Source organism: Caballeronia sp. SBC1 (assembly GCF_011493005.1).
In the GTDB taxonomy this organism is placed as follows: Bacteria; Pseudomonadota; Gammaproteobacteria; order Burkholderiales; family Burkholderiaceae; genus Caballeronia.
Genome location: NZ_CP049156.1, coordinates 2,232,666 through 2,254,142, shown reverse-complemented (window position 1 = coordinate 2,254,142; position 21,477 = coordinate 2,232,666). Strand labels below are relative to the sequence as shown.

Annotated in this window: 18 protein-coding genes; 10 read left to right on the top strand and 8 right to left on the bottom strand. The window is 61.5% G+C overall.

Features of this window, described 5'->3' with window-relative positions; translation table 11 throughout:
* The first annotated feature begins 35 nt into the window (after nt 1–35).
* The 3 genes from SBC1_RS09850 to SBC1_RS09840 all read left to right on the top strand — a co-directional run bounded on the left by SBC1_RS09850 (nt 36) and on the right by SBC1_RS09840 (nt 3,715).
* Nucleotides 36–1,229, top strand: a complete 1,194-nt coding sequence (locus SBC1_RS09850) for a glycosyltransferase family 4 protein (RefSeq protein ID WP_165091586.1) — start codon at nt 36–38, stop codon at nt 1,227–1,229.
* A 188-nt stretch (nt 1,230–1,417) separates the two neighbouring features.
* Nucleotides 1,418–2,539, top strand: coding sequence for a glycosyltransferase family 4 protein (locus SBC1_RS09845; RefSeq protein WP_241202101.1), 1,122 nt, complete (start codon nt 1,418–1,420; stop codon nt 2,537–2,539).
* 69 nt (nt 2,540–2,608) lie between these two features.
* Nucleotides 2,609–3,715: a glycosyltransferase family 4 protein gene (locus SBC1_RS09840; RefSeq protein ID WP_165091584.1), complete on the top strand. Its 1,107-nt coding sequence runs from the start codon at nt 2,609–2,611 to the stop codon at nt 3,713–3,715.
* Nucleotides 3,716–3,858: 143 nt separating this feature from the next.
* On the opposite strand, the gene SBC1_RS09835 is transcribed toward SBC1_RS09840, so the two are convergent.
* Nucleotides 3,859–4,836, bottom strand: a complete 978-nt coding sequence (locus tag SBC1_RS09835) for a glycosyltransferase family 2 protein (protein ID WP_165091582.1) — start codon at nt 4,834–4,836, stop codon at nt 3,859–3,861.
* Nucleotides 4,775–5,734 (bottom strand): glycosyltransferase family 2 protein, encoded by a 960-nt coding sequence (locus SBC1_RS09830; RefSeq protein ID WP_165091579.1) that lies wholly within the window; start codon nt 5,732–5,734, stop codon nt 4,775–4,777. Before SBC1_RS09830 ends, SBC1_RS09835 begins: the two co-directional genes overlap by 62 nt.
* Before the next feature lie 210 nt (nt 5,735–5,944).
* Here SBC1_RS09830 and SBC1_RS09825 point away from each other — a divergent pair, with 210 nt between their 5' ends.
* The 6 genes from SBC1_RS09825 (at nt 5,945) to lepB (ending at nt 14,560) form a co-directional block, all read left to right on the top strand.
* Nucleotides 5,945–7,861 (top strand): alpha/beta fold hydrolase, encoded by a 1,917-nt coding sequence (locus SBC1_RS09825; protein WP_165091577.1) that lies wholly within the window; start codon nt 5,945–5,947, stop codon nt 7,859–7,861.
* Between the two features lie 246 nt (nt 7,862–8,107).
* Entirely contained in the window at nt 8,108–9,568 is a 1,461-nt protein-coding gene (locus tag SBC1_RS09820; RefSeq protein WP_165091575.1) for a flippase, read from the top strand.
* Between the two features lie 218 nt (nt 9,569–9,786).
* On the top strand, nt 9,787–11,319 hold the full coding sequence (locus tag SBC1_RS09815) for a mannose-1-phosphate guanylyltransferase/mannose-6-phosphate isomerase (protein WP_165093227.1): 1,533 nt from the start codon (nt 9,787–9,789) through the stop codon (nt 11,317–11,319).
* 365 nt (nt 11,320–11,684) lie between these two features.
* Nucleotides 11,685–12,440 (top strand): FadR/GntR family transcriptional regulator, encoded by a 756-nt coding sequence (locus SBC1_RS09810; RefSeq protein WP_165091572.1) that lies wholly within the window; start codon nt 11,685–11,687, stop codon nt 12,438–12,440.
* 344 nt (nt 12,441–12,784) lie between these two features.
* Nucleotides 12,785–13,765: a Gfo/Idh/MocA family protein gene (locus tag SBC1_RS09805; protein WP_241201916.1), complete on the top strand. Its 981-nt coding sequence runs from the start codon at nt 12,785–12,787 to the stop codon at nt 13,763–13,765.
* 87 nt (nt 13,766–13,852) lie between these two features.
* Nucleotides 13,853–14,560: a signal peptidase I gene (lepB, locus tag SBC1_RS09800; RefSeq protein WP_165091566.1), complete on the top strand. Its 708-nt coding sequence runs from the start codon at nt 13,853–13,855 to the stop codon at nt 14,558–14,560.
* A gap of 82 nt (nt 14,561–14,642) precedes the next feature.
* Here lepB and SBC1_RS09795 read toward each other — a convergent pair whose 3' ends face one another.
* The 6 genes from SBC1_RS09795 to SBC1_RS09770 all read right to left on the bottom strand — a co-directional run bounded on the left by SBC1_RS09795 (nt 14,643) and on the right by SBC1_RS09770 (nt 19,921).
* The gene (locus tag SBC1_RS09795) at nt 14,643–15,302 is read right to left on the bottom strand and encodes an amino acid ABC transporter permease (RefSeq protein ID WP_165091563.1); all 660 of its coding nucleotides are present in this window, start codon (nt 15,300–15,302) and stop codon (nt 14,643–14,645) included.
* A 100-nt stretch (nt 15,303–15,402) separates the two neighbouring features.
* Nucleotides 15,403–16,194 (bottom strand): transporter substrate-binding domain-containing protein, encoded by a 792-nt coding sequence (locus SBC1_RS09790; RefSeq protein WP_165091560.1) that lies wholly within the window; start codon nt 16,192–16,194, stop codon nt 15,403–15,405.
* Between the two features lie 140 nt (nt 16,195–16,334).
* Entirely contained in the window at nt 16,335–17,375 is a 1,041-nt protein-coding gene (locus SBC1_RS09785; protein ID WP_165091557.1) for a quinone-dependent dihydroorotate dehydrogenase, read from the bottom strand.
* 144 nt (nt 17,376–17,519) lie between these two features.
* Nucleotides 17,520–18,401: an arginyltransferase gene (locus SBC1_RS09780; protein WP_165091553.1), complete on the bottom strand. Its 882-nt coding sequence runs from the start codon at nt 18,399–18,401 to the stop codon at nt 17,520–17,522.
* A 209-nt stretch (nt 18,402–18,610) separates the two neighbouring features.
* The gene (gene aat, locus SBC1_RS09775; RefSeq protein WP_165987583.1) at nt 18,611–19,360 is read right to left on the bottom strand and encodes a leucyl/phenylalanyl-tRNA--protein transferase; all 750 of its coding nucleotides are present in this window, start codon (nt 19,358–19,360) and stop codon (nt 18,611–18,613) included.
* Nucleotides 19,361–19,375: 15 nt separating this feature from the next.
* The gene (locus tag SBC1_RS09770) at nt 19,376–19,921 is read right to left on the bottom strand and encodes an NUDIX hydrolase (RefSeq protein ID WP_165091548.1); all 546 of its coding nucleotides are present in this window, start codon (nt 19,919–19,921) and stop codon (nt 19,376–19,378) included.
* A gap of 322 nt (nt 19,922–20,243) precedes the next feature.
* On the opposite strand from SBC1_RS09770, the gene glp reads away from it, so the two are divergent.
* The gene (gene glp / locus SBC1_RS09765) at nt 20,244–21,476 is read left to right on the top strand and encodes a gephyrin-like molybdotransferase Glp (RefSeq protein ID WP_165093225.1); all 1,233 of its coding nucleotides are present in this window, start codon (nt 20,244–20,246) and stop codon (nt 21,474–21,476) included.
* Nucleotide 21,477: the final 1 nt, after the last annotated feature.

Here is a 21,477-nt window from a genome sequence, read left to right as displayed (position 1 = left end):
GCACGACAGAACACTCAGTATCCAACGAGGACCGTATGAATCTACTTATCGTCACCCATACCGTCGGCCGCAACGACGGGCAAGGGCGCGTCAACTACGAGGTCGTCCAGGCGGCGCTTGCCGCGGGCCACTCGGTCACGCTGCTCAGCACCAAGATCGACGAAACGTTGAGCCAGCATCCGCGCATCACCATTGTTCGCGTGCCCGCGAGCCGGGTGCCCACGCGCTTGCTGCAATACCAGGTGTTCGCGTTACGCGCCGCTGCCTGGATTCGTGCGCATCGTCACGAGTTCGACGTGGTGCAGGTCAATGGTTTCATCGCGTGGACAGATTGCGATGTGAACGCCATCCACTTCGTCCACACCGGTTGGTATAAAAGCGGCTATTACCCTTTTCGCCTGACCGGCGGAATGTACGCCGCGTATCAACTGTTGTTCACGCGGATCAATGCGTGGTGCGAACGCTGGGCGTTCAGGCATGCCCGCGTGCTGGTGCCGGTGTCGGAGAAAGTAAGTTCGGAGCTGGTATCGCTCGGCATGTCACGCGACAAAATCCGCGTGATCCATAACGGCGTGGATAACGTCGAGTTCTCGCCGGAGTTGTCGCAGACATCACAGCGGGAGCGTTTCAAGTTGCCCGAAGACCCGTTCATGCTGCTGTTCGCCGGCGACCTGCGCAACGCGCGCAAGAACCTTGACACCGTGCTGCGCGCGCTCGTGAAGTGTCCGTCCAACGTACATCTCGCGGTGGCCGGAGGGGTGGCGAACAGCCCGTATCCGGCAATGGCGGCCGCGCTTGGTGTGGCGGATCGTGTGCATTTTGTCGGGATGATCCGCGATATGCCGACGCTGATGCGATGCGCCGATGCGTTCGTCTTCCCGTCGCGTTATGAAGCCATGAGCCTTGTGCTGCTCGAGGCGCTTGCTTCCGCGTTGCCGGTGATCACCGTGCACACGACCGGCGGTGCGGAAGTGGTTACGGAGGAGTGCGGCATCGTGCTGGATGATCCCGACAATGAAACTCAGCTCGCCGAAGCCATCTCGCTGATTGCATCCGACCCGCTGCGTGCCCGAGAAATGGGACAGGCAGCTCAGACGCTGGCCGCGACGTTGTCCTGGCAGACCATGGCAGCGCGCTATCTCGCGCTGTTCGAAGACATTGCAAAAACGCGCAAGGCCGCTCCCCGCAACGCACGGGCTCGCCAAGAGACTGTATCGGTGAAGACATGACTACTGCCATCAAATCAATGACCATGCGTGCAAGCGCGACCAGCCCCACTGCGGACCGCGCGCCTGATAAGGTCAGCGGTGCGAACAAACCTTTGAACCAGGCTCCGGGCAACGCTTGGAAGGATGCTTCGCGGGATGCGTCGAACTCAGCGTCAAAGCCGCGGACCATCGACTCGCTGCAGATCGGCATGAACTGGTTCGACGAACGTCCCGGTGGCCTCGACCGCATGGTCAGTGCATTGATTCAGTCACTGCCCGCTCAGGGCGTTATGGTGCGAGGCCTCGTAGCGGGAAGCGAAAACGTGCGGACATCGACACATGGCGTGGTGACGCCGTTCGCCGCACCCGACGCACCTATTGCCAAGCGTGTGATCGGCTTGCGGCGTGCCGCTGTCGAACTGCGTAACGCCCGTAAGCCCGACGTGGTCGCCGCGCATTTCGCGTTGTACGCAGCGCCCGTGCTCGGCAAGTTTTCGCGCGTGCCGAAGGTGATCCATTTCCACGGCCCTTGGGGCGATGAATCGGCGCACGGCGCGCGCGGTCATGCGAATGTGATGCTACGGCGTGCCGTTGAACGGCACGTGTATCGGCGTGGCAATCTGCACATTGTGTTGTCTCAGGCTTTCGCCGATGTATTGCAGAAGCAGTACGGCGTGAACGCACGCACCATCCGCATCGTGCCAGGTTGTGTCGATGTCGATCATTTCAGCTCCGACATCGACCGGCGTGCCGCACGGACTGCGCTCGGACTTCCGCAAGACCGGCCCATGCTTTTTTGCGTGCGCCGCCTCGTCTCGCGCATGGGCCTGGAAGACCTGATCGACGCCATGTTCGTCGTGCGCCAGCAAGTGCCCGACGTGTTGTTGACCATCGCCGGCAAGGGGCCGTTGATGGCGGCGTTGCAGGCGCGTATCGACTATCGGGGTTTGGCGCAGCATGTACGGCTCGCGGGCTTTGTCGCCGACGAAGCGCTGCCGCTCTGGTATCGCTCCGCTGATGTGTCGGTGGTGCCGACAACGGCGCTGGAAGGCTTCGGCCTGACCACCATCGAGTCGCTTGCAAGCGGCACGCCGGTGATCGTGACACCCGTGGGCGGCTTGCCCGAAGCGGTCGCTCCGCTGAGTCAGGAACTGGTGCTGGAATCGGGCGGCTTTCAGGCGCTGGGAGCAGGGCTCGCCGGTGCGTTGCTTGGCAAGCGGGTGCTCCCCAGCGAAGCTGAGTGCCGTGCGTATGCGCGCTCGCACTTTGATCTGCCGGTGATCGCGGCGCAGACGGCCGCGGTGTATCGCGAAGCTATCGACTCGTATTGAATAAAAAACTAACGAGAAAGAAGGGCCCCGGCGCCCCAGGCGCCGTTCAACCTCGAACCAGACCTAGTCATGAAAATCGTTCACCTGGCCACGCATGCGCAATGCATTGGCAACGGCACCGTCAACGCGATGGTCGACCTAGCGTGCATGCAGGCGCGCGCCGGACACGACGTCGCGGTCGCTTCATCGGGGGGCGCCTTCGAGCCGCTGCTGCGACGCCATGGCGTCACGCACTCGCTGCTGCAACAGTCGCGCCAGCCGTGGCGCGTGCCGGCCATGATCGCGGGGTTCGGCCGGTTGATCGAGCGGTTTAATCCCGATGTCGTCCACGCGCACATGATGACCGGCGCGTTGATCTCGCGCTTCGGCAGCATGCGCCGAAGTTTCGCCCTGGTGACCACCGTGCATCACGATATCCAGAAAAGCGCTTCGCTAATGCGTGTTGGCGACCGCGTGATCGTGGTGAGCCACGCGGTGGGCGATGCCATGCTTGAACGTGGCGTGCTGGCGGACAGCTTGAGCGTGGTGACAAGCGGTACGATCGGTTCACCGCGTTTTTCCGGACGACAGTTGCAGCGGCCATTGCAGTTGCAGCATCCAAACGTGGTGTGCGTGGCAGCAATGTTCGAGCGCAATGGCATTGCCGATCTGCTCCATGCGTTTGCGCATGTACGGCAGACGCAGGAGGCGCAGCTCTATCTGGTTGGAGATGGCCCAGATCGGGGGTTGATGGAAAGTCTTGCTGAACAACTTGGCATTGCGAACTGTGTTCGGTTCACGGGGTTCGTTGCAGATCCCCGTGCGTATTTGGCCGAAGCTGATGTCTTCGTGTTCGCCGCGCATCAGGCACCCGGGCCGCTGGTGATCAGCGAAGCGCGGGAGGCGGGTTGTGCGATTGTGGCGACAAAGGTGGGAGGCGTTCCGGAGATGCTGGAAAATGGCAGTGCGGGGGTGCTCGTGGCGGCCCAGGAACCGATGCAATTGGCAGCAAAAATCGGCTGGTTGCTGATGGATTCGCCCGTACGTGCGCAATATGCCGCGCGTGCGAAGCTGAATCTGGAGCGTTTTTCGGTGCAGCGCGTATGCACGGAACATCTGGCGGTCTATGAGCAAGCGATTTCCCAGCGTGAACAACGGCAGAACCGGCCGTCGACACGGCGTGCGCCGGCTGCGTGAGGGGGTTGCCAGCGCCAGGCGGTCGCAGGTTCTGGACCGCTTGATTGGGCATTTTTTCTTGCCGTTGCCGTAAACTAAAAAAGGCGATCAGGTCATCCTGATCGCCTTTTTTAACGAGCGCCGCCTACGACCGCGCGTTTCAATCACCCCGCAAATTCGCGTTCCACGCTTTCCAGCCGCCGCTGTGCATGATCACGTTTGGCCAGCGCCGCGCCGCTGCGCGCTGCGCGCCAGCGCTGCAACGCGGTTGCCTCGCGATGGATGAAGCGAGCACGCGCGAGATTGACCCAGCCCAGGCACGCGCCGTGTCCCACTGCAGTGAGCCACAGCAAAGCCATGCCCCGGCGCGCACCGCGATACTCGTCACGCACGATCAGATGCAGGTTATACGACTCGTTTTCGATCGCGACCCAACTCCGGCTGCCGCGCACGGCGCGGGCATCTTCGTCGAAGCGTTGTGCCGGATAGTGATCGACTTCCACGGCCGGATCGTAGACAAGGCGCCAGCCCGCACGCCGCACCGCCGACGCAAACGCCATGTCGTTGTTGACCTGCGCACCGGTGCCGCGCAGACGGGTATCGAAGCGAATGGCATTGCCGCTGATCGCGCTCACGCGATAGCTCATGTTCGCGCCCTTGAGGAAATCCACGTCGCGCGCGGCTCCCACGCCCAGATGATGATTGCCGATCGCACGCCCCGGGAATTGCCAGCGGCCTACGTCCGGCTCGGCAGCATCGAGTGTCGCGCCATGTTCATGCACCCAGTCGCGCCCGCCAACGCCGCCCACGTCCGGCGAGTTTGCGAAATGGCATTCGATGCGTTCGAGCCAAGTCGGACGCGGCGCGGCGTCGTCGTCGGTGATCGCCACGATGTCGCCTGTGACAGCGTCGAGACCCGCGTTCAACGCGGCAACCTGGCCACCCTGGGCGACTTCAACCTTGACGAACGGCAGGCGCGCGCGCGACTTCTCGATCACGAGCCATGCTTGCGTTTCTTCGTCGGCGCCGCGACACACCACCAGTACTTCGTCCGGTGCGCGCCGTTGCCGCGAGAGCGCATCAAGGCAGCGAGCGAGATCCGAGGTTCGACGATAAGTGGGTACGAGTACGGTGATCTTCATGTTGTATGGCGAGTCCTTCCGGGGTGTATCGGCGAATGTAGGCGATTGCGCGCGAAACCGTGCGCGCGCTGCGTGCGAGACCTTTGGGTCCGTGTGCGCGCAGGTTATGCAGCAGGTTGTGAGCCACGGCAAGCGTCAGGAACAGGGCGGCTTTCGGGCGGTTGCGTTCGAACCACCGGTAGCGTTTATGCGTCACGTAGATGCGCGAGGCTTCCACGAACGCCGCGTAGTAGTCGCGATTCACCGTCGAAGGAAAATGCGAATTGAACACATCCGGCAGAAGCCGGACCGCGCATTTTCCCTGCAGCGTGGCGCGCATGACAATATCGACTTCGTCATAACCGTAGACCAGATGCTCGTCGAAGCGAATCAGCTTGAAGAGCCACGCGGGGAAGACGGCGCTGTTGATGACGACAGTGTCGTGTTTGTCGCCGATGCGGTAGGGCCGCGCCTGGAAACCGAGAAACGTGGTTGCGTTCGCATAAACGCGCTCACCACGATTTAGTTCGTATCCCGTAATAATGAGCTTTTCCGGATGTTGCCCGCCATGCTGCAGCGACTCGGCCATCTGACTCAGGAAGTCTGTGCTGAGCGTGGCGTCGTCGTCGATGAACGCCACGTGCGTGCCGGTCACCGCGTCGAGCGCACAGTTGCGATTCGCGCCAAGGCCGCGGCGGGGTCCTTCCAGGAATACAACGCGCGGAAAGTCGGCAGCAACCATTTCACGCGTGAGTGTATCGGTGCTGTCATCCGACACCACGATCTGATGCGCAGGATACGTGGAGGCTTCGACCGAACGCAAAGCCCGGGCGAGATCCCCGGGACGATTACGCGTGCAGATACATACCGAGAAGCGCGGAGTATCAGACGGACTGGGTTGGTGAACAGCGATGACCATGTGTTTTCCCCGGCGTTTTCTTGTTCTGTGCCGCGCATGCACTACGCGGCGTGATGCCCTTATTTGACTCGGCAATGGAAAAGCCGTCTGTTGGACATCGAACATCGAGGGAATAACGGCAGCGGGAAAGCGCTTGCGATCGCGGAAATATCAGGGTGCGCTTGTGCTGTGTGTGCAGGCGCACTGAATCATCAGCGTAGTGAAAGTGTAATGCGCAGACAACTTAATAACGACGCTCTTTCCGGGCGCAACTTCGAGATGACGCCTGTAATTTTCGACCACTGCTTTGGCTGGCTGCACGAGGGTGAGCCAGCCGCTGCGCGCGGCGTGGTGCTCTGCCAGCCTTTCGGCCGCGAGGCAATGTGGGTCCACAAGGGCTGGCGCGTGTTCGCCGAAGCGCTCGCGGACTCAGGCGCGCCGACGCTTCGCTTCGACTACGCCGGCACCGGCGACTCGGCTGGCGAGTCGGAAGACGGCGAGCAGATCGAGCGGTGGTTGCGAAGCATTTGTTCTGCGATCGCTTATTTGAAAGAATCGACTGGGGTCACTCAAGTGGTGCTCTGCGGCTTGCGTCTGGGCGCGACCCTCGCCGCTTTGGTAGCGGCCGAGGAAGAAGTCGATCAACTGGTGCTGCTCGCCCCCGTGTTGTCGGGCAGGCAATACTTGCGTGAATTGCGTCTGCTGCAGCAGAACTGGCTTGAAACAGGCGGTATTCATGTTGCCCCCCCGCCGGCCGATGCCGACTATGCGGAGGCGGTAGGGCATCGCCTGATCGCATCGAGCGTTGCGATGCTGAGCAAATTCGATCTGCTACGCGACGCACAACTGGCCGAACGAGCGCCGCGACGCTTGCTCGTACTCGATTCTTACGATCCCTCACGCTCGAAGAAACTCGTCGAGGCTTGCAGCGCAGCCGGAGCGGACGCGCAGTTCGACACCTTCGACGAATGCGTTGCATTCATGCAGGAATCTGGCGTGACCGAGACACCGCGACAGACGATTGCACGCGTGGTCGAATGGCTGGGCGAAAGTGAGCCGTCTGAATTGACGGTCGCCAAGTCGACTGGCAAGCCATCCGAAAGCCCGGTGCTCATCGCCGATGGCGTGCGCGAAACGCCCGTGATCTTCGACAACGGCCGGCTGTTCGGCATTCTGTGCGAGCCGCAAGAGGGCACTCAGTCGCGCCGCTCGGTCGTGTTCGTCAACCCGGGCGCGACCCATCGGATAGGTGACGCGCGCATCTCCGTCACGCTCGCTCGCCGGCTTGCGCGCCAAGGTTTTGCTTCGCTGCGATTCGATGTCGGCACGCTAGGCGACAGCGCGGCGGCCGTCGACAAACGCCCGCTCTCCCTGCTGTTTTCGCGCGCTGGCTGCGACGACGTGGTGAGCGCCGCCGCGTTCCTGGCGGAGCGAGGTTTCGATAACGTCTCCTGTTTTGCGGTCTGCTCGGGCGCTTACGTTTGTCTGCACGCGGCGCCTGTCAGTCCCCATATTCGTTCGCTGGTGCTCGTGAACGCGCCCAAGTTTGGTTTCCCGGAAGATCCCATGTCGTTTGCGGTGAACGACAACCGGCCGAGGACGGCAACCAGCACCTTCCTCCGTTCCTTCAAGACAGCGGGCAAATGGAAGCGCGTGTTGCGCGGTCAGCGGCGCCTCACTCCGATCGTGAAAGAACTGGCGCGGCACCTGAGCGCGCGCCTGAAGGCCAGCGTAGCGTATTTCGGTGAACGGACAATCGGCGTGAATTCGGCGGGTTCCCGGGTGCGCGCGATGGTTCGGGGCCTGGGTGAGCGCGACGTGAAGGTTCGCTTCGTCTACGGCGCGGGAGATCCGGGCATGGACGAGTTCGCCGTGTTTTTCGGCGCGGGCGGTCAGCGGATGCGCAAGTGGCGCAACGTGGAAACCATTCATCGCGACTCTCTGGATCACGCATGCTTTTCGTATTCGGCGCGCGAGGAAATGATGGCGTCGTTCGTTCAATTCGTGCAGGGAGAGCCGCCGCAAGCCGCGCGTGGCGATCTTGGCTGGGCGCGCCTGCGTGCATTGCTGCCGCGTTTCACAGCTCGTGCCGGTCGCCCCGACGAGATGAGGACCGACATGCATGCCAAAGCGATCGAATCACGATGAACCGAAAAAATGAAAAGAATGGCAAGCGATCGAAAGCCGGGGTGCCAAGCGTTCGTCTGCGTACAGACCCTGATGCACTGCCCCTTTACTCTGGCACCTAATTCGTCTGACCTTCGGGCAGGCGCCCGCTGCGTGCACTTGAACGTGCATTGCCTGTGCGCTGCAACGTGCCTGCATTCACCGCAAAGCTGTGACGCGGTGCCTTGATTCGTCCTGTGTGAGTTTGTTGTAATCGGTCGTTGCTCAATGGAAAAAAGTCTTCTCAAGAACATAGCGATCAATTTCGCCGGGCTCATCCTGCCCGTGTTCGTCTCGCTCGCTACGGTACCCGCCTACATTCACGGCATGGGGATCGAACGCTACGGCGTCATCAACCTGGTGTGGGCGTTGATCGGTTATTTCAGCGTGCTCGATCTCGGCATTTCGATGGCGACCGAAAACCATATCGCCAAGGCGCGCCAGTCCAATGACGGCACGATTGAGCGCATCTTCTGGAGTGCGTTCTTTCTCAACCTTGCGACAGGCGTTGTTGGCGCGGTGCTGATCTGGTTTGGCGCGTACGTGTACGTCGTGCATATCGCGACCATCGAACCGGTGTTCCAGGCCGAAGTGCTGCATGCGTTGCCGTGGATTGCGCTGGCCGTGCCCATTGCCAACATCTCGTGGGTGTTCAGCGGTGCTATTGGCGGCATGGAAAAGTTCGCGCTGTTCAATACGAATCAGACTATCGGCACGTTCCTGTTCCAGTTGCTGCCGCTGGCGGCGCTGTACCTGATCTCGCCGTCGCTGGCGGTGGTTGTGCCGGCAGCGGTGATTGCGCGGTTCCTGGCGGCCCTGCTGCTTGGCTACGGCACGTTCCGCGCAATAGGCATCAAGCGCATCTCGAAGCCGGAATGGCCGCTGATTCGCGAACTCTTCAATTACGGCCGCTGGTTGCTGCTGTTCTCTGGCGCAAACATGATCGCAACCACACTCGACCGGGTGGTGATCGGTTCCATGCTCGGTGCCAAATCCGTGGCGTATTACGCCACGCCGCAAAACCTCGTCACGCGCATGAACCTGCTGCCGAGCGCCATGTTGCGCACGCTGTTCCCGCGCTTTTCAGCCTCCGCAAGCGATCACGCCGATGAACTCTCGCACCAGGCGCTTGCGTTCCTGAACTGCGCGTTCACGCCATGCGTGGTGGTTGCGTTATTCGCGCTGGCGCCGTTCCTGAACATCTGGCTCGGTCATGAAATGGCGGTTCAGTCCGCGCCTGTCGGACGCATCCTTGTAATTGGCGTGTGGCTGGCGGGGCAGTCGAGCATTATCGGAGTGCTGATCCAGGCCAAGGCCAATCCGGCGCAGGTCGCGCGGGTCGGCTGGATCGGCTTGCCGGTCTTCGCGCTCGTGCTATGGCTGAGCATCCGCTGGTACGGCCTGCTGGGCGCAGGCGTGGCGGTGGTTGCAAAAGCGTTCTTCGACTATGCCGCGTTCCTTTATTTCTCGAAGCTCAAGCCGCGGCCGATCGTGCGGAACATGGCCGGACATCTGGTTTTCCTGGTGATTGCCACCGTGTGCGCCGACTCCATGGATTCACTTAGCGGGATGGCCACGATTGCTGTTGCGCTGATTGCCGGCAACATCGCATGGTCGTTCTGCGAATCGAGCGAACTGCGCGAAGTCGTCTCGCGTCTCCGGCAAAGATTGCTGCCCAACGCCGGGTGAGGCTGAATAAAGTGCCTTGAACGGCAGATTGACCGAATAGCGTGCGGGCGTTCGCACGCGCACACAACCAAATAGATTTGCCTGCTTAAATAGCGCATCAATCGATGCGTGTTTTTCACGCGTCCGCACCTGTAAGACGCGTTCGGCCCTCAATCAGCTTCAACGCTTCAGGAGTCACCGTGGACGTGTCCCACTATCCGCTTACCGGCGCCGCCAAGATGGGTGCCGCGACGGGCACCGCGAGTATTCGCGTGCAACCCGTCATTCTCGCCGGCGGCTCCGGCACGCGATTGTGGCCGTTATCGCGGCAGCAGTTCCCTAAACAACTCATCGAGCTTATGGGCGCGGAATCGCTGCTCGAAGCCACGTTGCGCCGTCTTGACGGTCTGGATCTGGCAACGCATGGTCACGACACAATGCACTTCGCGACCGCCGATGAACTGATCGTGGTTTGCGGCACGGAACATAAGTTGCTGACTGCCCAGCAGATCGAGCGCAATGGCCGTCGAGCTCGCATTGTGCTCGAGCCCTGCGCCCGCAATACTGCGCCGGCGCTTACGCTCGCCGCGTTGGCAGCAGTGGCTGCCGGATCCGGCGACGACCCGGTGATGGTGGCCATGCCCGCCGATCACGCGGTGTCCGACCTTAATGCGTTCCGTCGGACGATCGCCAAGGCGATCGAACATGCCGTAAGCGGCGCGCTCGTTACGCTTGGCATCGTGCCGGACAAGATCGAAACAGGCTATGGCTATATCAAGGCCGGTGCAGCCCTGGGAACCGCAGATGATGACACCCCTCAAGCGCGGGTGCTCGAACGATTCGTCGAAAAGCCGCGGCGGGAAATTGCCGAGCAGTATCTGGCGTCCGGCGAATACTGGTGGAACAGCGGCATTTTCGTGTGCCGGGCCTCCGTGTGGCTTGCCGCTATCGAGCACTTCCAGCCGGCTATTCACGCCGCGTGCTTGATCGCGTTCGAACGTGGTCTGCATCAGGACGGCTTCACGCAACTCGATGTCGACGCGTTCGAAGCATGCCCCTCCGATTCAATCGATTTCGCCGTCATGGAGCGGATTGCGCTCGAGCCGCGCTTTCCGGGCGTCGTGGTGCCGCTCGCCGCCGGCTGGTCCGATGTCGGCGCGTGGGACGCCGTATGGGACATGTCGAAGAAGGACGATGACGGCAACGTTGCTCGCGGCCGCGTGATCTTCGAAGGGTCCGCTGACAGCTTCGCGCATTCCGACGGGCGGCTGGTCGCGTGTGTTGGTGTGACGGGTGTAGTGGTCGTGGAAACCGCGGATGCGATCCTGGTGGCATCGAAGGATCGTGTGCAGGAAGTGAAGGCGATGGTCGGGCGCCTGAAAGCCGCCAAAGGCGCCGAGGCGCAGGATCATCGCAAGGTTCAGCGGCCCTGGGGCTTCTATGACTCCATCGATCACGGTGAGCGTTTTCAGGTAAAGCGTATTGTAGTGAAACCGGGTGGGCGGCTCTCGCTGCAGATGCACCATCATCGCGCGGAACATTGGATCGTCGTGCGCGGCACGGCGCTCGTTACTCGCGGGGAAGAGACCTTCCTGGTGAGCGAAAACCAGTCCACGTTCATTCCTCTCGGTACCACGCACAGGCTCGAAAACCCGGGTAAAACGCCGCTCGAAATGATCGAGGTGCAATCGGGGACATATCTGGGCGAGGACGACATCGTGCGTTTCGACGATCAATACGGACGCGCAACCGAGAAGAAGGCAGCAGGTTGAAGACCGGTGAAGGAAGGGCGACTTGCCGGGTGATGAGCATGGAGCATGAAGACCGGGTATCAGGAAGCACTTAAACGAAGCACTTAAATCAAAAGTATCAAGAAGTACTTAATACAGCGATTGCCGAAGCAGTGCCGCATGACGTAAAGACGCACAGGCAAAGGGATAACCCTTGCGAGGGACATTCCGACTGGCGTTGGCGGTATTGAACACGCAATTTATCGTGCACGGTGCGCAGCTGCTGGTTGATCTGATCGATCTTATTGATCTGATGAATACGCCGCGCGCAGCGGGCCTTTCGGCGAGCTTGGGGAAGCCCGCCGGATGCGCAGGGACACAATGTAGGGCGCAAGGGGAGAGGGGTGATGGACGAAAACAAAGAGCGATCACTGGTGGCTAAGGTGATGGACGGGCTCGTATCGGGCATCGTCGAACAGAAGTACGGTGCGATCCTGCCACCGCAGGACGTCTTGTCGAAGGAGTTCGACGTCAGTCGAACCGTGATGCGAGAGGCCTTGAGCATGCTGCTCGCGCGTCACATGCTGGATGTGCGCCCCAAGACGGGCACGCGGATCCGGCCGATGAGCGACTGGCGGCTGATCGATGAGGACGTGGTGAGCTGGCGCTTTCGGGCGACCCCGGATCAGGCGTTCCTGCGCGACGTGATCGAGTTTCGAATGTTGATCGAGCCGCGTGCGGCCGCGTTGGCGGCAGCCCGTGCAACGCCGGACGAAGTGAGCGGGATTCGAGATGCGTTCGAGGCGCTAGCGTCGCTCAACGGCAGCGAGCCCGAGTACCAGGCCGCTGACGTCGCGCTGCATACGCGCATTGTGGCCGCGAGCGGTAACCAGTTCTTCCAGCAGATGACGGCTATCGTGCGGGGTGCGCTGGTGACGGTTTATCCGATCGTGGCGGGTATTGCGACCATGCGCGATGCGACGCTTGAAGCCCAGCGCCGCGTGGTGGAAGCGATCGAGGCGCACGATGCCGCCGTGGCGGAGCGGGCGATGAGCACGCTGATCGATGTCACCGCGGAGGAAGTCGGGCGGGCTTTTTCGCTTGAACGCCGCGAGGACAGTTCGTCGCCACCGGTCGGCGAATCTGAATCGGCCGGCGCCTGATACACGCTCGAAGCTTCGCGTCCGGGATGTTTCCGGCGTGGCGAAGCTGGCCCGAGGTTTCTGGTCACGTTCATCGTGGCCGGGCGCGCGCAGCGCCCTATTCGGGTTTTTGCCTAGGCAAACGTTTCACTTCATCTTTCTGCCTGACATCGACGCGTGATGGCCTGTGCGTCGAACGACACTCTCCCGGCGTATTTCCTTGAGCTTTGTGACCTGAAACGCGATGCGTTGCGCGTGATCGTGCATTCATCGTCCGGGCTTCACGCAGACCGCTTGCGTAGTGGACAATGTGCGCATCGCCGGCCTAGGCCGACTATTCACCAAGCATGCAGGGAGCGGGACAGATGAACGCACAGAGCACGATCCGTTGGGGCATTGTTGGCGCGGGAAACATTGCGAACAGGTTCGCCCAGGGGCTGGCGTTTGTGCCGGGCACAAAGCTTGGCGGTGTCTGGTCGCGGCGCCCCGAGTCGACGACCGCGTTCGCGGAGCAGTTTCATACCGAGGCGTATGAGACCTTCGATGCGCTCCTCGACAACATCGACGCGTTGTACATTGCGACCATGCAGGACAGCCATCCTCAATACGCGCTGCGTGCTTTCCAGGCGGGCCGCGCCGTGCTTTGCGAGAAACCGGCGGCTGTCAACGCGCGGGCGTTGCAGGAGATGATCGACGTGGCGCGTTCATCGAAGCTGCTCTTCATGGAAGCAATGAAGCCGCCGTTTTACCCGCTCTACCGGCAGTTGCGCGACCATCTTGCTGCCGATCCTATCGGCGAGATCGGCTTGGTTCGGGCCGGTTGCTCAATCGCGAACGTGCCGCTTTCGCACCCCTCGTACTCGATGGAAATGGGCGGCGGCGCGTTGCTCGATATCGGTATCTACGAGGCGTTTCTCGCGGTGGACTGGCTGGGTGAGCCGTTGGAGGTGCAGACTTTCGGCCGCATCGGGCAGACCGGCGTGGACACTTTCGCGAGCTTGAATGTGAGGCATGAACGGGGTGTTGCGCAGTTGTTCTGCGGCATGGATCTGCAAGGCAAGGGCGACGCGTTGCTGGCTGCGACTGGCGGTACGGTGACCATCCACGAGAACTGGTGGAACCCTGCACGCGCGACGATCCGCTATGTGGATGGCCGCACCGTCGAGCTGGATGCACCGTTTGAGGGTGGCGGCTTGAACTACGAGACCGCGCATTTTTGCGAGCTGCTGCGCGGTGGAGCGACAGAGAGCCCGATCATGCGGCATGCCATATCCATGCAGATGATTTCCATCACCGATGCCGCTCGCCGCGACCTCGGCGTGCGGTTTCCTTTCGAAACCGAGTGAACGCGGGCTGACAGTCGATGTAATTTAAGCGTCATTTCAGGTTTCGACGTTAAGCTGCGTCGTCCTCAACCGCCGGCATTCCCCACCATGCGACTGTTACCCCGACTCTGGCGCGAAAATCGGAACTTGATTGCGTTTCTAGTGTTGATGGCGCTGTTTCGCAGCGCTATCGCCGATTGGAATGTGGTGCCGAGCGGTTCCATGCTGCCCACCATTCGCGAAGGTGACCGGATTGTCGTCGACAAGATGGCGTACGACCTGCGTATCCCGTTCACGCACGTTGCGATCGCGCATCTGCACGATCCGCAGCGTGGGGACATTGTGACGGTGGATTCATCGGCGGCACATGAGTTGATCGTCAAGCGGCTGATCGGGGTGCCTGGCGATGTGGTCGCCATGCGTGACAACGTGCTTTACATCGATGGCAAGCGCGCAGGTTATCAGCCGGTCGATATTACGGGAGTGGAGGGCGATGCGTCTTCGCCTGGCGAGTATCTCGACGAGAAGCTCGGGCATGTTACGCATGTCGTGAGGTTGTCGGTACTGGCGCCGAGTCCGCGGCGTTCCTTTGGCCCCGTGACGGTGCCCAAGGGCGAGTATCTGATGCTCGGCGATAACCGCGACGACAGCGCGGACTCGCGGTACTTTGGGTTTTTTCCACGCAACGAATTGATGGGGCGGGCACGAAGGGTTGCGTATTCGCTTGATCCGGATCGGCATCATATGCCGCGGATGGACAGGTTCGGGGCCAGGCTGGATGGGGATGCCACGCTCGGATCCGTGAACAAGTCTTGAGCGAGGGAGTGCCCGGTTGCAGCTTCCAGGACTAGCAATCCGCCTGAGCAAGCCAGATTCCCGAGTGTGAACGATCCCCCTCTCAATGCCTTCCCGGCAACGCCAATCTCCGTTCAAACAGCCGCTGCACGAATTCCAGCACGCTGCACAGCACCCAATACACCACGGCGGCAGCAAGATACAACGGCAAAGGCTGATACGTCGCGGCAATAACTTCCTGCGCACTCCGTAGCAATTCGGTAACCGTAATCACGGACACGAGCGACGTATCCTTGATCAGGCTAATGAGGCTATTCGAAAGACTGGGCACAGCAATCCGCAGTGCCTGAGGACCGATCACATACCGCAGCGTCTGCATCCTCGACAAACCCAAACTATAAGCCGCAAGCCATTGCCCGCTCTGAATCCCGAGAATAGCGCCGCGCATGCTTTCGGAAAGATAAGCCGCCACATTCGCCGACAACGCGATCACCCCAGCCGGCGTCGGATCGAGCGAAATGCCGAGACTCGGTAGTCCGTAATAGATCACGAAGATCTGCACCAGCAGCGGCGTTCCGCGCATCACACTGACATAAGCGCGCCCGATGCTGACCAGCGTGCGGCTTCGGCTGATGCCCATCATGGCGAGTATCGTGCCCGCGATCAGGCCGAAGAACATCGAATAGACCGCGAACTTGATCGTCAGGACAGCGCCTTGTGCAAGGGCCGGTATGGATTGAACGAGCAGGGATGTCGTGGACATGAAGGAATGGAGTAGGCGTAACGTCGGAGGCGGGCTTCAAATGCAAAGGGCGGCATCCCGAAGAAGCCGCCCTGGTGCCGAACACTTGAGGGTGCTGGGTTTACTTTGCCGGCTTCGTCACGTCGATACCGAACCACTTGTCCGAGATCTTCGTGAACGTACCATCGGCTTCGAGCTGGGTCATCGCGTCATCAATGGCTTTCTCGAACTTCGGATTGCCCTTCTTGAACGGAATACCCGACGGATTGCCCGGGCCCACATTCGCGCCCGTGCGCAGCGGCAACTGCGAATTTTTCATCAGGTACGCAAGCATCAAGCGGTCGTTCAACGCAGCGTCCAGACGGTTCGAAGCGAGATCGCGCAAGTACTCAGGCGCGCCCGGATACGTCTTCACATCGATACCCGGCACGGCCTTCGCCATGTCCATGTAGTTCGTGCCCAGACCCACGCCAAGCTTCTTGCCCTTCAGGTCTTCAAGCGTCCTGAAGTCCCGCGTGTCGTCCTTGCGCTGAATCAGTTGCGCGTTCGAATACGTGTAGGCCGGCGAGAAATCGAGCGTCTGCTTGCGGGCATCGGTGATGCCGACCTGGTTCACGATTACATCGAACTTGTCAGCCTGCAAGCCCGCAATGATCCCGCTCCATTCGGTCGTCACGAACACCGGTTTCACGCCGAGCTTCGCTGCAACCGCCTTCGCGATATCCACGTCGAAGCCAACCAGTTCGCCTTGCGGCGTTTTCGAGTTGAAGGGGGGGAAGGTACCTTCCAGGCCAATGCGCAACGTACCGCGTTGCTTGACCGAATCCAGCAGGTCTTCCGCGTGGGCGACGGCCGAGAGCGACGCGCCGATCAAGCCCGCCACGAGCACTTTCTTGAAGAGAGACAGTTTCATGATTTTGCCTTTGTCCTGGTTTTTGTCAGTGATCTGAAGTGCGGCGATGATAGCTAAAACGCAATGCCGTCTTCAGATCGTTTGCTCATGTGGATATGAGCCACGCTTGGGGAGACCGAAATGAGACGGAAAAAATGCGCTCATGCGCCGGCACCCATGCGGGCCAGCGCTTCGACGCATTCTGTCACGAGCGCCGGGCCTCGATAGATCAGTCCGGTGTAAATCTGCACGAGCGATGCACCCGCTGCGAGTTTCTCGCGCGCGTCGTCGCCCGACATGATGCCGCCCACGCCGATAATTGGCACCTCGCTGCCCAGCTCCGCGCGCAACTTGCGGATCACCGCATTCGATGCTTCGAAAACCGGCTTGCCCGACAAACCACCGGCTTCATCGCCGTGTTTCATGCCCGTCACAGCGGTGCGCGACAGTGTGGTGTTCGTCGCGATCACGCCGTCAATCTTGTGGCGCAGCAAGGTGGCGGCAATCTCCTTGACCTGCTCGTCGTCGAGATCGGGGGCGATCTTCAGTGCGAGGGGTACAAGCTTGCCGTGCAGGTCGGACAGACGTTGTTGCTTGTCCTTCAGCGCGCCGAGCAGCGCGTCGAGTTCGCCCGCGCCTTGCAATTGGCGCAGGTTTTTCGTATTCGGCGACGAGATGTTGATCGTCACGTAGCTCGCGAACGGGTAGACACGCTCGAGGCAGTACAAATAATCTTCGGCGGCGCGTTCGATGGGGGTATCGGCATTCTTGCCAATATTCAGCCCCAGCACGCCGCGATACCGCGCGGCCTGGACGTTCTCGACGAATTGGTCGACGCCCCGGTTGTTGAACCCAAGCCGGTTGATCAGCGCCTGCGCGTCGGGCAGGCGAAACATGCGCGGGCGCGGGTTGCCGGGCTGTGCGCGCGGCGTGACCGTTCCCACTTCGATGAATCCAAACCCGAGCGACGCGAGTCCGTCGATACATGCGCCGTCTTTGTCCAGCCCCGCCGCGAGCCCGACCGGATTGCGAAAGCTCAGGCCCATGACGGTACGCGGCGAATCGGCGGCGCGCTCGGCGAGGATACCGGCCAGACCGGTGCGGCCGGCGGCGCCAAGCATACGCAGCGTCAGGTGATGGGCATCTTCCGCATCCATGCGAAAAAGTTGCGCGCGGGCGAGCGGGTAGAGGGAGCTGAACACGAGGAGGAAAGGCCGGAGCGGCGGAAATTGAGACGCGCCATTTTAACGGCTTTGAGGAGGCACGCCGAAAAGCGATGACGAGCGGACGAAAAGGGCCTCAGAAAAGGCCGCGAAAAAGGCCATCGCCGAAGCCGGCTGTACCGGTCAGCGCCGCGGTTTGTCCATTGGCATCTTGCCCGGCATTGGCGGCGTTCCGGCAGAGTGCATGGTAAGGGGATCGAGTAAGTCCCAGTGGCCGTCGATCAAGCCCTCCAACGGCCGGAAATTGGCCTTGTACGCCATTTTGTCGCTCTCACGAATCCAGTAACCAAGATAGACGTGAGGTAAATCGAGGCTGCGCGCCTGCTCGATCTGCCACAGGATGTTGTAAGTGCCGAAGCTGGTGTGCGGCAGGCCGGGCTCGAAAAATGTATAAACCGATGAAAGTCCGTCGCCGAGAATGTCGATCATGCTGATCATGCGCAGCGTGCCGGGCGCGGGCGGTTCTTCGCCGAGACTGCCGGGCGGGGTTGGATCGGGATTAAGGGGGTCCGCGGGATTGCCGGCGCGCACAGGCTCGCGGAATTCCACCAGGCGTGAGTTGATCCGGCTTTGCAGCAAGAATTGCTCGTACTGGTCGCGGCTGTCGCGATCCATGCCGCCGCCCGCGTGCCGCGCTGACTGATAGCGCATATACAGCGCGTAATGCTCTTCGTCGTAGTGAAGCGGTGCGACACTCGCGACCAGGTCGCCATGCTGCTTCCACACGCGCCGCTGGGTGCGGTTCGGCTTGAAGTGATCGATGGGCACGCGCACCGGCACGCACGCGCGGCAACCGTCGCAATACGGGCGATAGGTGAAGACCCCGGAGCGCCGGAAACCCGCTTTGACGAGTTCGGTATAGACGTCGGAGTTGATCAGGTGACTGGGCGTTGCCACCTGGGAGCGCGCAATGCGTCCGTCCAGATAGCTGCAGGGGTACGGCGCCGTTGCATAGAATTGCAACGCCGAAAGCGGTGAAAGCGGCAGCTCATTGGGGTGAGTCACGTTGGCAGCTCTCGTTCTAAGCGTCTATCTTGCTTACCGTCCCAACCGTGCCACAGCGGTTCGATGCAGGGCGGAAAACCTGGGTCGTGTCGCTATCTTGCTTGCTATACATCACGTCATCACGTTCGATGGTTCTGGATTCGTTCGCGAATCTCAAAGGGTACATCGGCTTGCCTTCCGGACCTCGCGCCTCGTTCAACAAACCGGCCTCATTCAGGCGGCAACACGCGTGGCCGAAGCGTTTCTTGCAGCGCGGTTTTGTCGAAGCCCCAAGGGATCGACGGCTCGCCGACCGCCCCGCGCAGATGTCTCACAAATACCTTGCGGGATATCTCCCGGCCGCCCAGCGACGCCAGATGCGACGTATTCTGCTGGCAGTCTATCATCTCTATTTTATGGTGACGCAAGTGTCCTATGAGCGCCGCGAGCGCGATTTTCGAGGCATCGGTGCGATGCGCGAACATCGATTCGCCGAAAAACATGCGCCCGAACGACACGCCATAAAGACCGCCCACGCGCTTGCCCTCGAACCACGTTTCAATGCTGTGCGCCCGACCTTCGCGATGCAGCGAGGAATACGCTTCCACGATATCCGCCGTGATCCACGTGCCGCGCTGGCCTTCACGCGGGGTCTGGGCGCAGGCACGCATCACGCCGGCGAAATCTTCGTCCACGCGAATTTCCCACGACGCCTCGCGCAACACGCGCCGCAGCGTTTTACGCAGCGAATCAGAGACTTTGAATTCGTCGGGAATCAGCACCATGCGCGGATCGGGACTCCACCAGAGCACCGGTTGGCCGTCGGAATACCACGGGAAAATGCCGCGCTGATACGCATCCACGAGACGGCTGCTCTGCAATTCAGCGCTGGCCGCGAGTAATCCGGGCGCGCCGCTCGCCTCGCCGAGGGCGCGCTCGACGGGGGGGAACTGATCGTCGGAGGCGAGCCAGGGAACCATGATTCTCGGGGGCGCTCAGCCTTCGCGCAGCGAGCGGAAGATGTCGCCGGTATGCAGCGCGTAGTTGCCGGCGGCGCGGTCGGCGAAAAAGAAGCGCAGTGTCTGCCCGACCGTCGGGAAGGCGATTTCGTCCCAAGGGATTTCGCTTTCGTCGAAGAGCTTCACTTCAAGGCTTTCCTCACCGGCGTCGATGTCCAGATCCAGCAGCCGTGCCAGATAGAAGATGTGCACCTGATGCACGTGCGGCACGTTCAGCAGCGTGAAGAGACTCTGGATTTCGACGCGCGCGCCGGCTTCCTCGAGTGTTTCGCGCGCCGCGCCTTCGCTGGTGGTTTCGTCCATTTCCATGAAACCCGCCGGTAAGGTCCAGTAGCCGTAGCGCGGTTCGATCGCGCGCCGGCACAGCAGCACCTTGTCGTCCCAGACCGGCACGGTCCCGACCACATTGCGCGGATTCTGATAATGCACCGTGCCGCAATTGCCGCAGACGTAGCGCTGGCGGTTGTCGCCAGGCGGAATGCTCAGGCCGACCTCGTGGCCGCAGACGGAACAGAATTTCATAGAGGAGAAGTCTGAAAGTGTCGTGCGAGTGTATCACCGAGCCCGTGCCGCGCGGCAGCGCGGCACCAGTCGAAAGAAGGCGCTCCGAAGCCGGGGTGCATGACGAGATACGCGACGGAGTGCGCAATTGTGGTGCACTTGTCCGGATGGCCGATGACCCCGGATCGGGCGCAACCGGGCGGACGCTTGCCGCTGGCTTCTCGCTACAATAAGTACTTCGGATGCAACGCTTTTGGCGCTGCCGGTTTCACCATTTCATCATTCCACGGCCAATACAAATCCCCCGACGATGCCCACTACGCCCGCCGCTCCACGCCCGCCAATGTTGTCCACCGCCGACGCACTCGCCACTTTGCTGGCGGCCGCGCGCCGGGTGGACGGCGCACAAACCGTCGATACTGTCGAAGCGCTCGGGCGCGTGCTGGCCACCGCGGTTGTGTCGCCGCTCGACGTCCCGCCCATGCGCACCAGTTCCATGGACGGCTACGCGGTGCGGGCCGCGGATCTCGCCGGGGCGTCTGATGCGGGCGCCGTGACGTTGCCCGTGTCGCAGCGGGTGCCGGCTGGCCAGACGGCCGTGCCGCTGGCTGCAGGCACGGTCGCGCGCATCTTCACCGGGGCCACCGTGCCGCCGGGCGCGGACACCATCGTGATGCAGGAAATGGTTCGCTCCGACCATGCCGGCGCGACGTTTTCACATGTACCGCCGGAGGGCGAGTGGATCACCCAGCAAGGCGCTGATATCCGTCGCGACTCTGTCATTCTGCCCGCCGGCACGCGGCTTACGCCGCAGGCGCTGGGACTCGCGGCATCGGTGGGAAGCGCTGCGCTCGAAGTGGTTCGCAAAGTGCGCGTGGCGGTGTTTTTTACCGGCGACGAACTCACCATGCCCGGCGAGCCATTGCGCCCCGGCGCGATCTACAACTCGAATCGTTTCACGCTGCGTGCGTTGCTCGCGAAGCTGGGGTGCGAGGTGACCGACCTCGGTATCGTGCCCGACCGTCTGGACGCAACCCGCGAGACCTTGCGGCGGGCGGCGCGCGATCACGACCTGATCCTCACGTGCGGGGGCGTGTCGGTTGGCGAGGAAGATCATGTGAAACCGGCTGTGGAAGCCGAAGGGCGCATTTCCATGTGGCAGATTGCGATGAAACCCGGCAAGCCGCTCGCTTTCGGTGCGGTGCGGCGCGAGGCGGCCGATCAAAACGGCGGCGAGGCATTTTTCATCGGATTGCCGGGAAATCCGGTCTCCAGTTTCTGCACGTTTTTGCTGTTCGTGCGGCCGTTCATCCTGCGGCTGGCGGGCGCCGAAACGGTTGAGCCGCGCGTGTACTCCATGCGCGCCGATTTCACGCAGAAGAAGGGCGACCGGCGCAACGAATTCCTGCGTGCCCGCGTGAATGACGCCGGTGGCCTGGAGGTGTTCGGGAATCAAAGCTCGGCTGTGTTGACATCCACGGTCTGGGGGGACGGCCTGATCGATAACCCGCCGAACCACGCCATCCAGGCCGGCGAAACCGTGCGTTTTATCCCGTTTTCAGAACTGATGTGTTGAA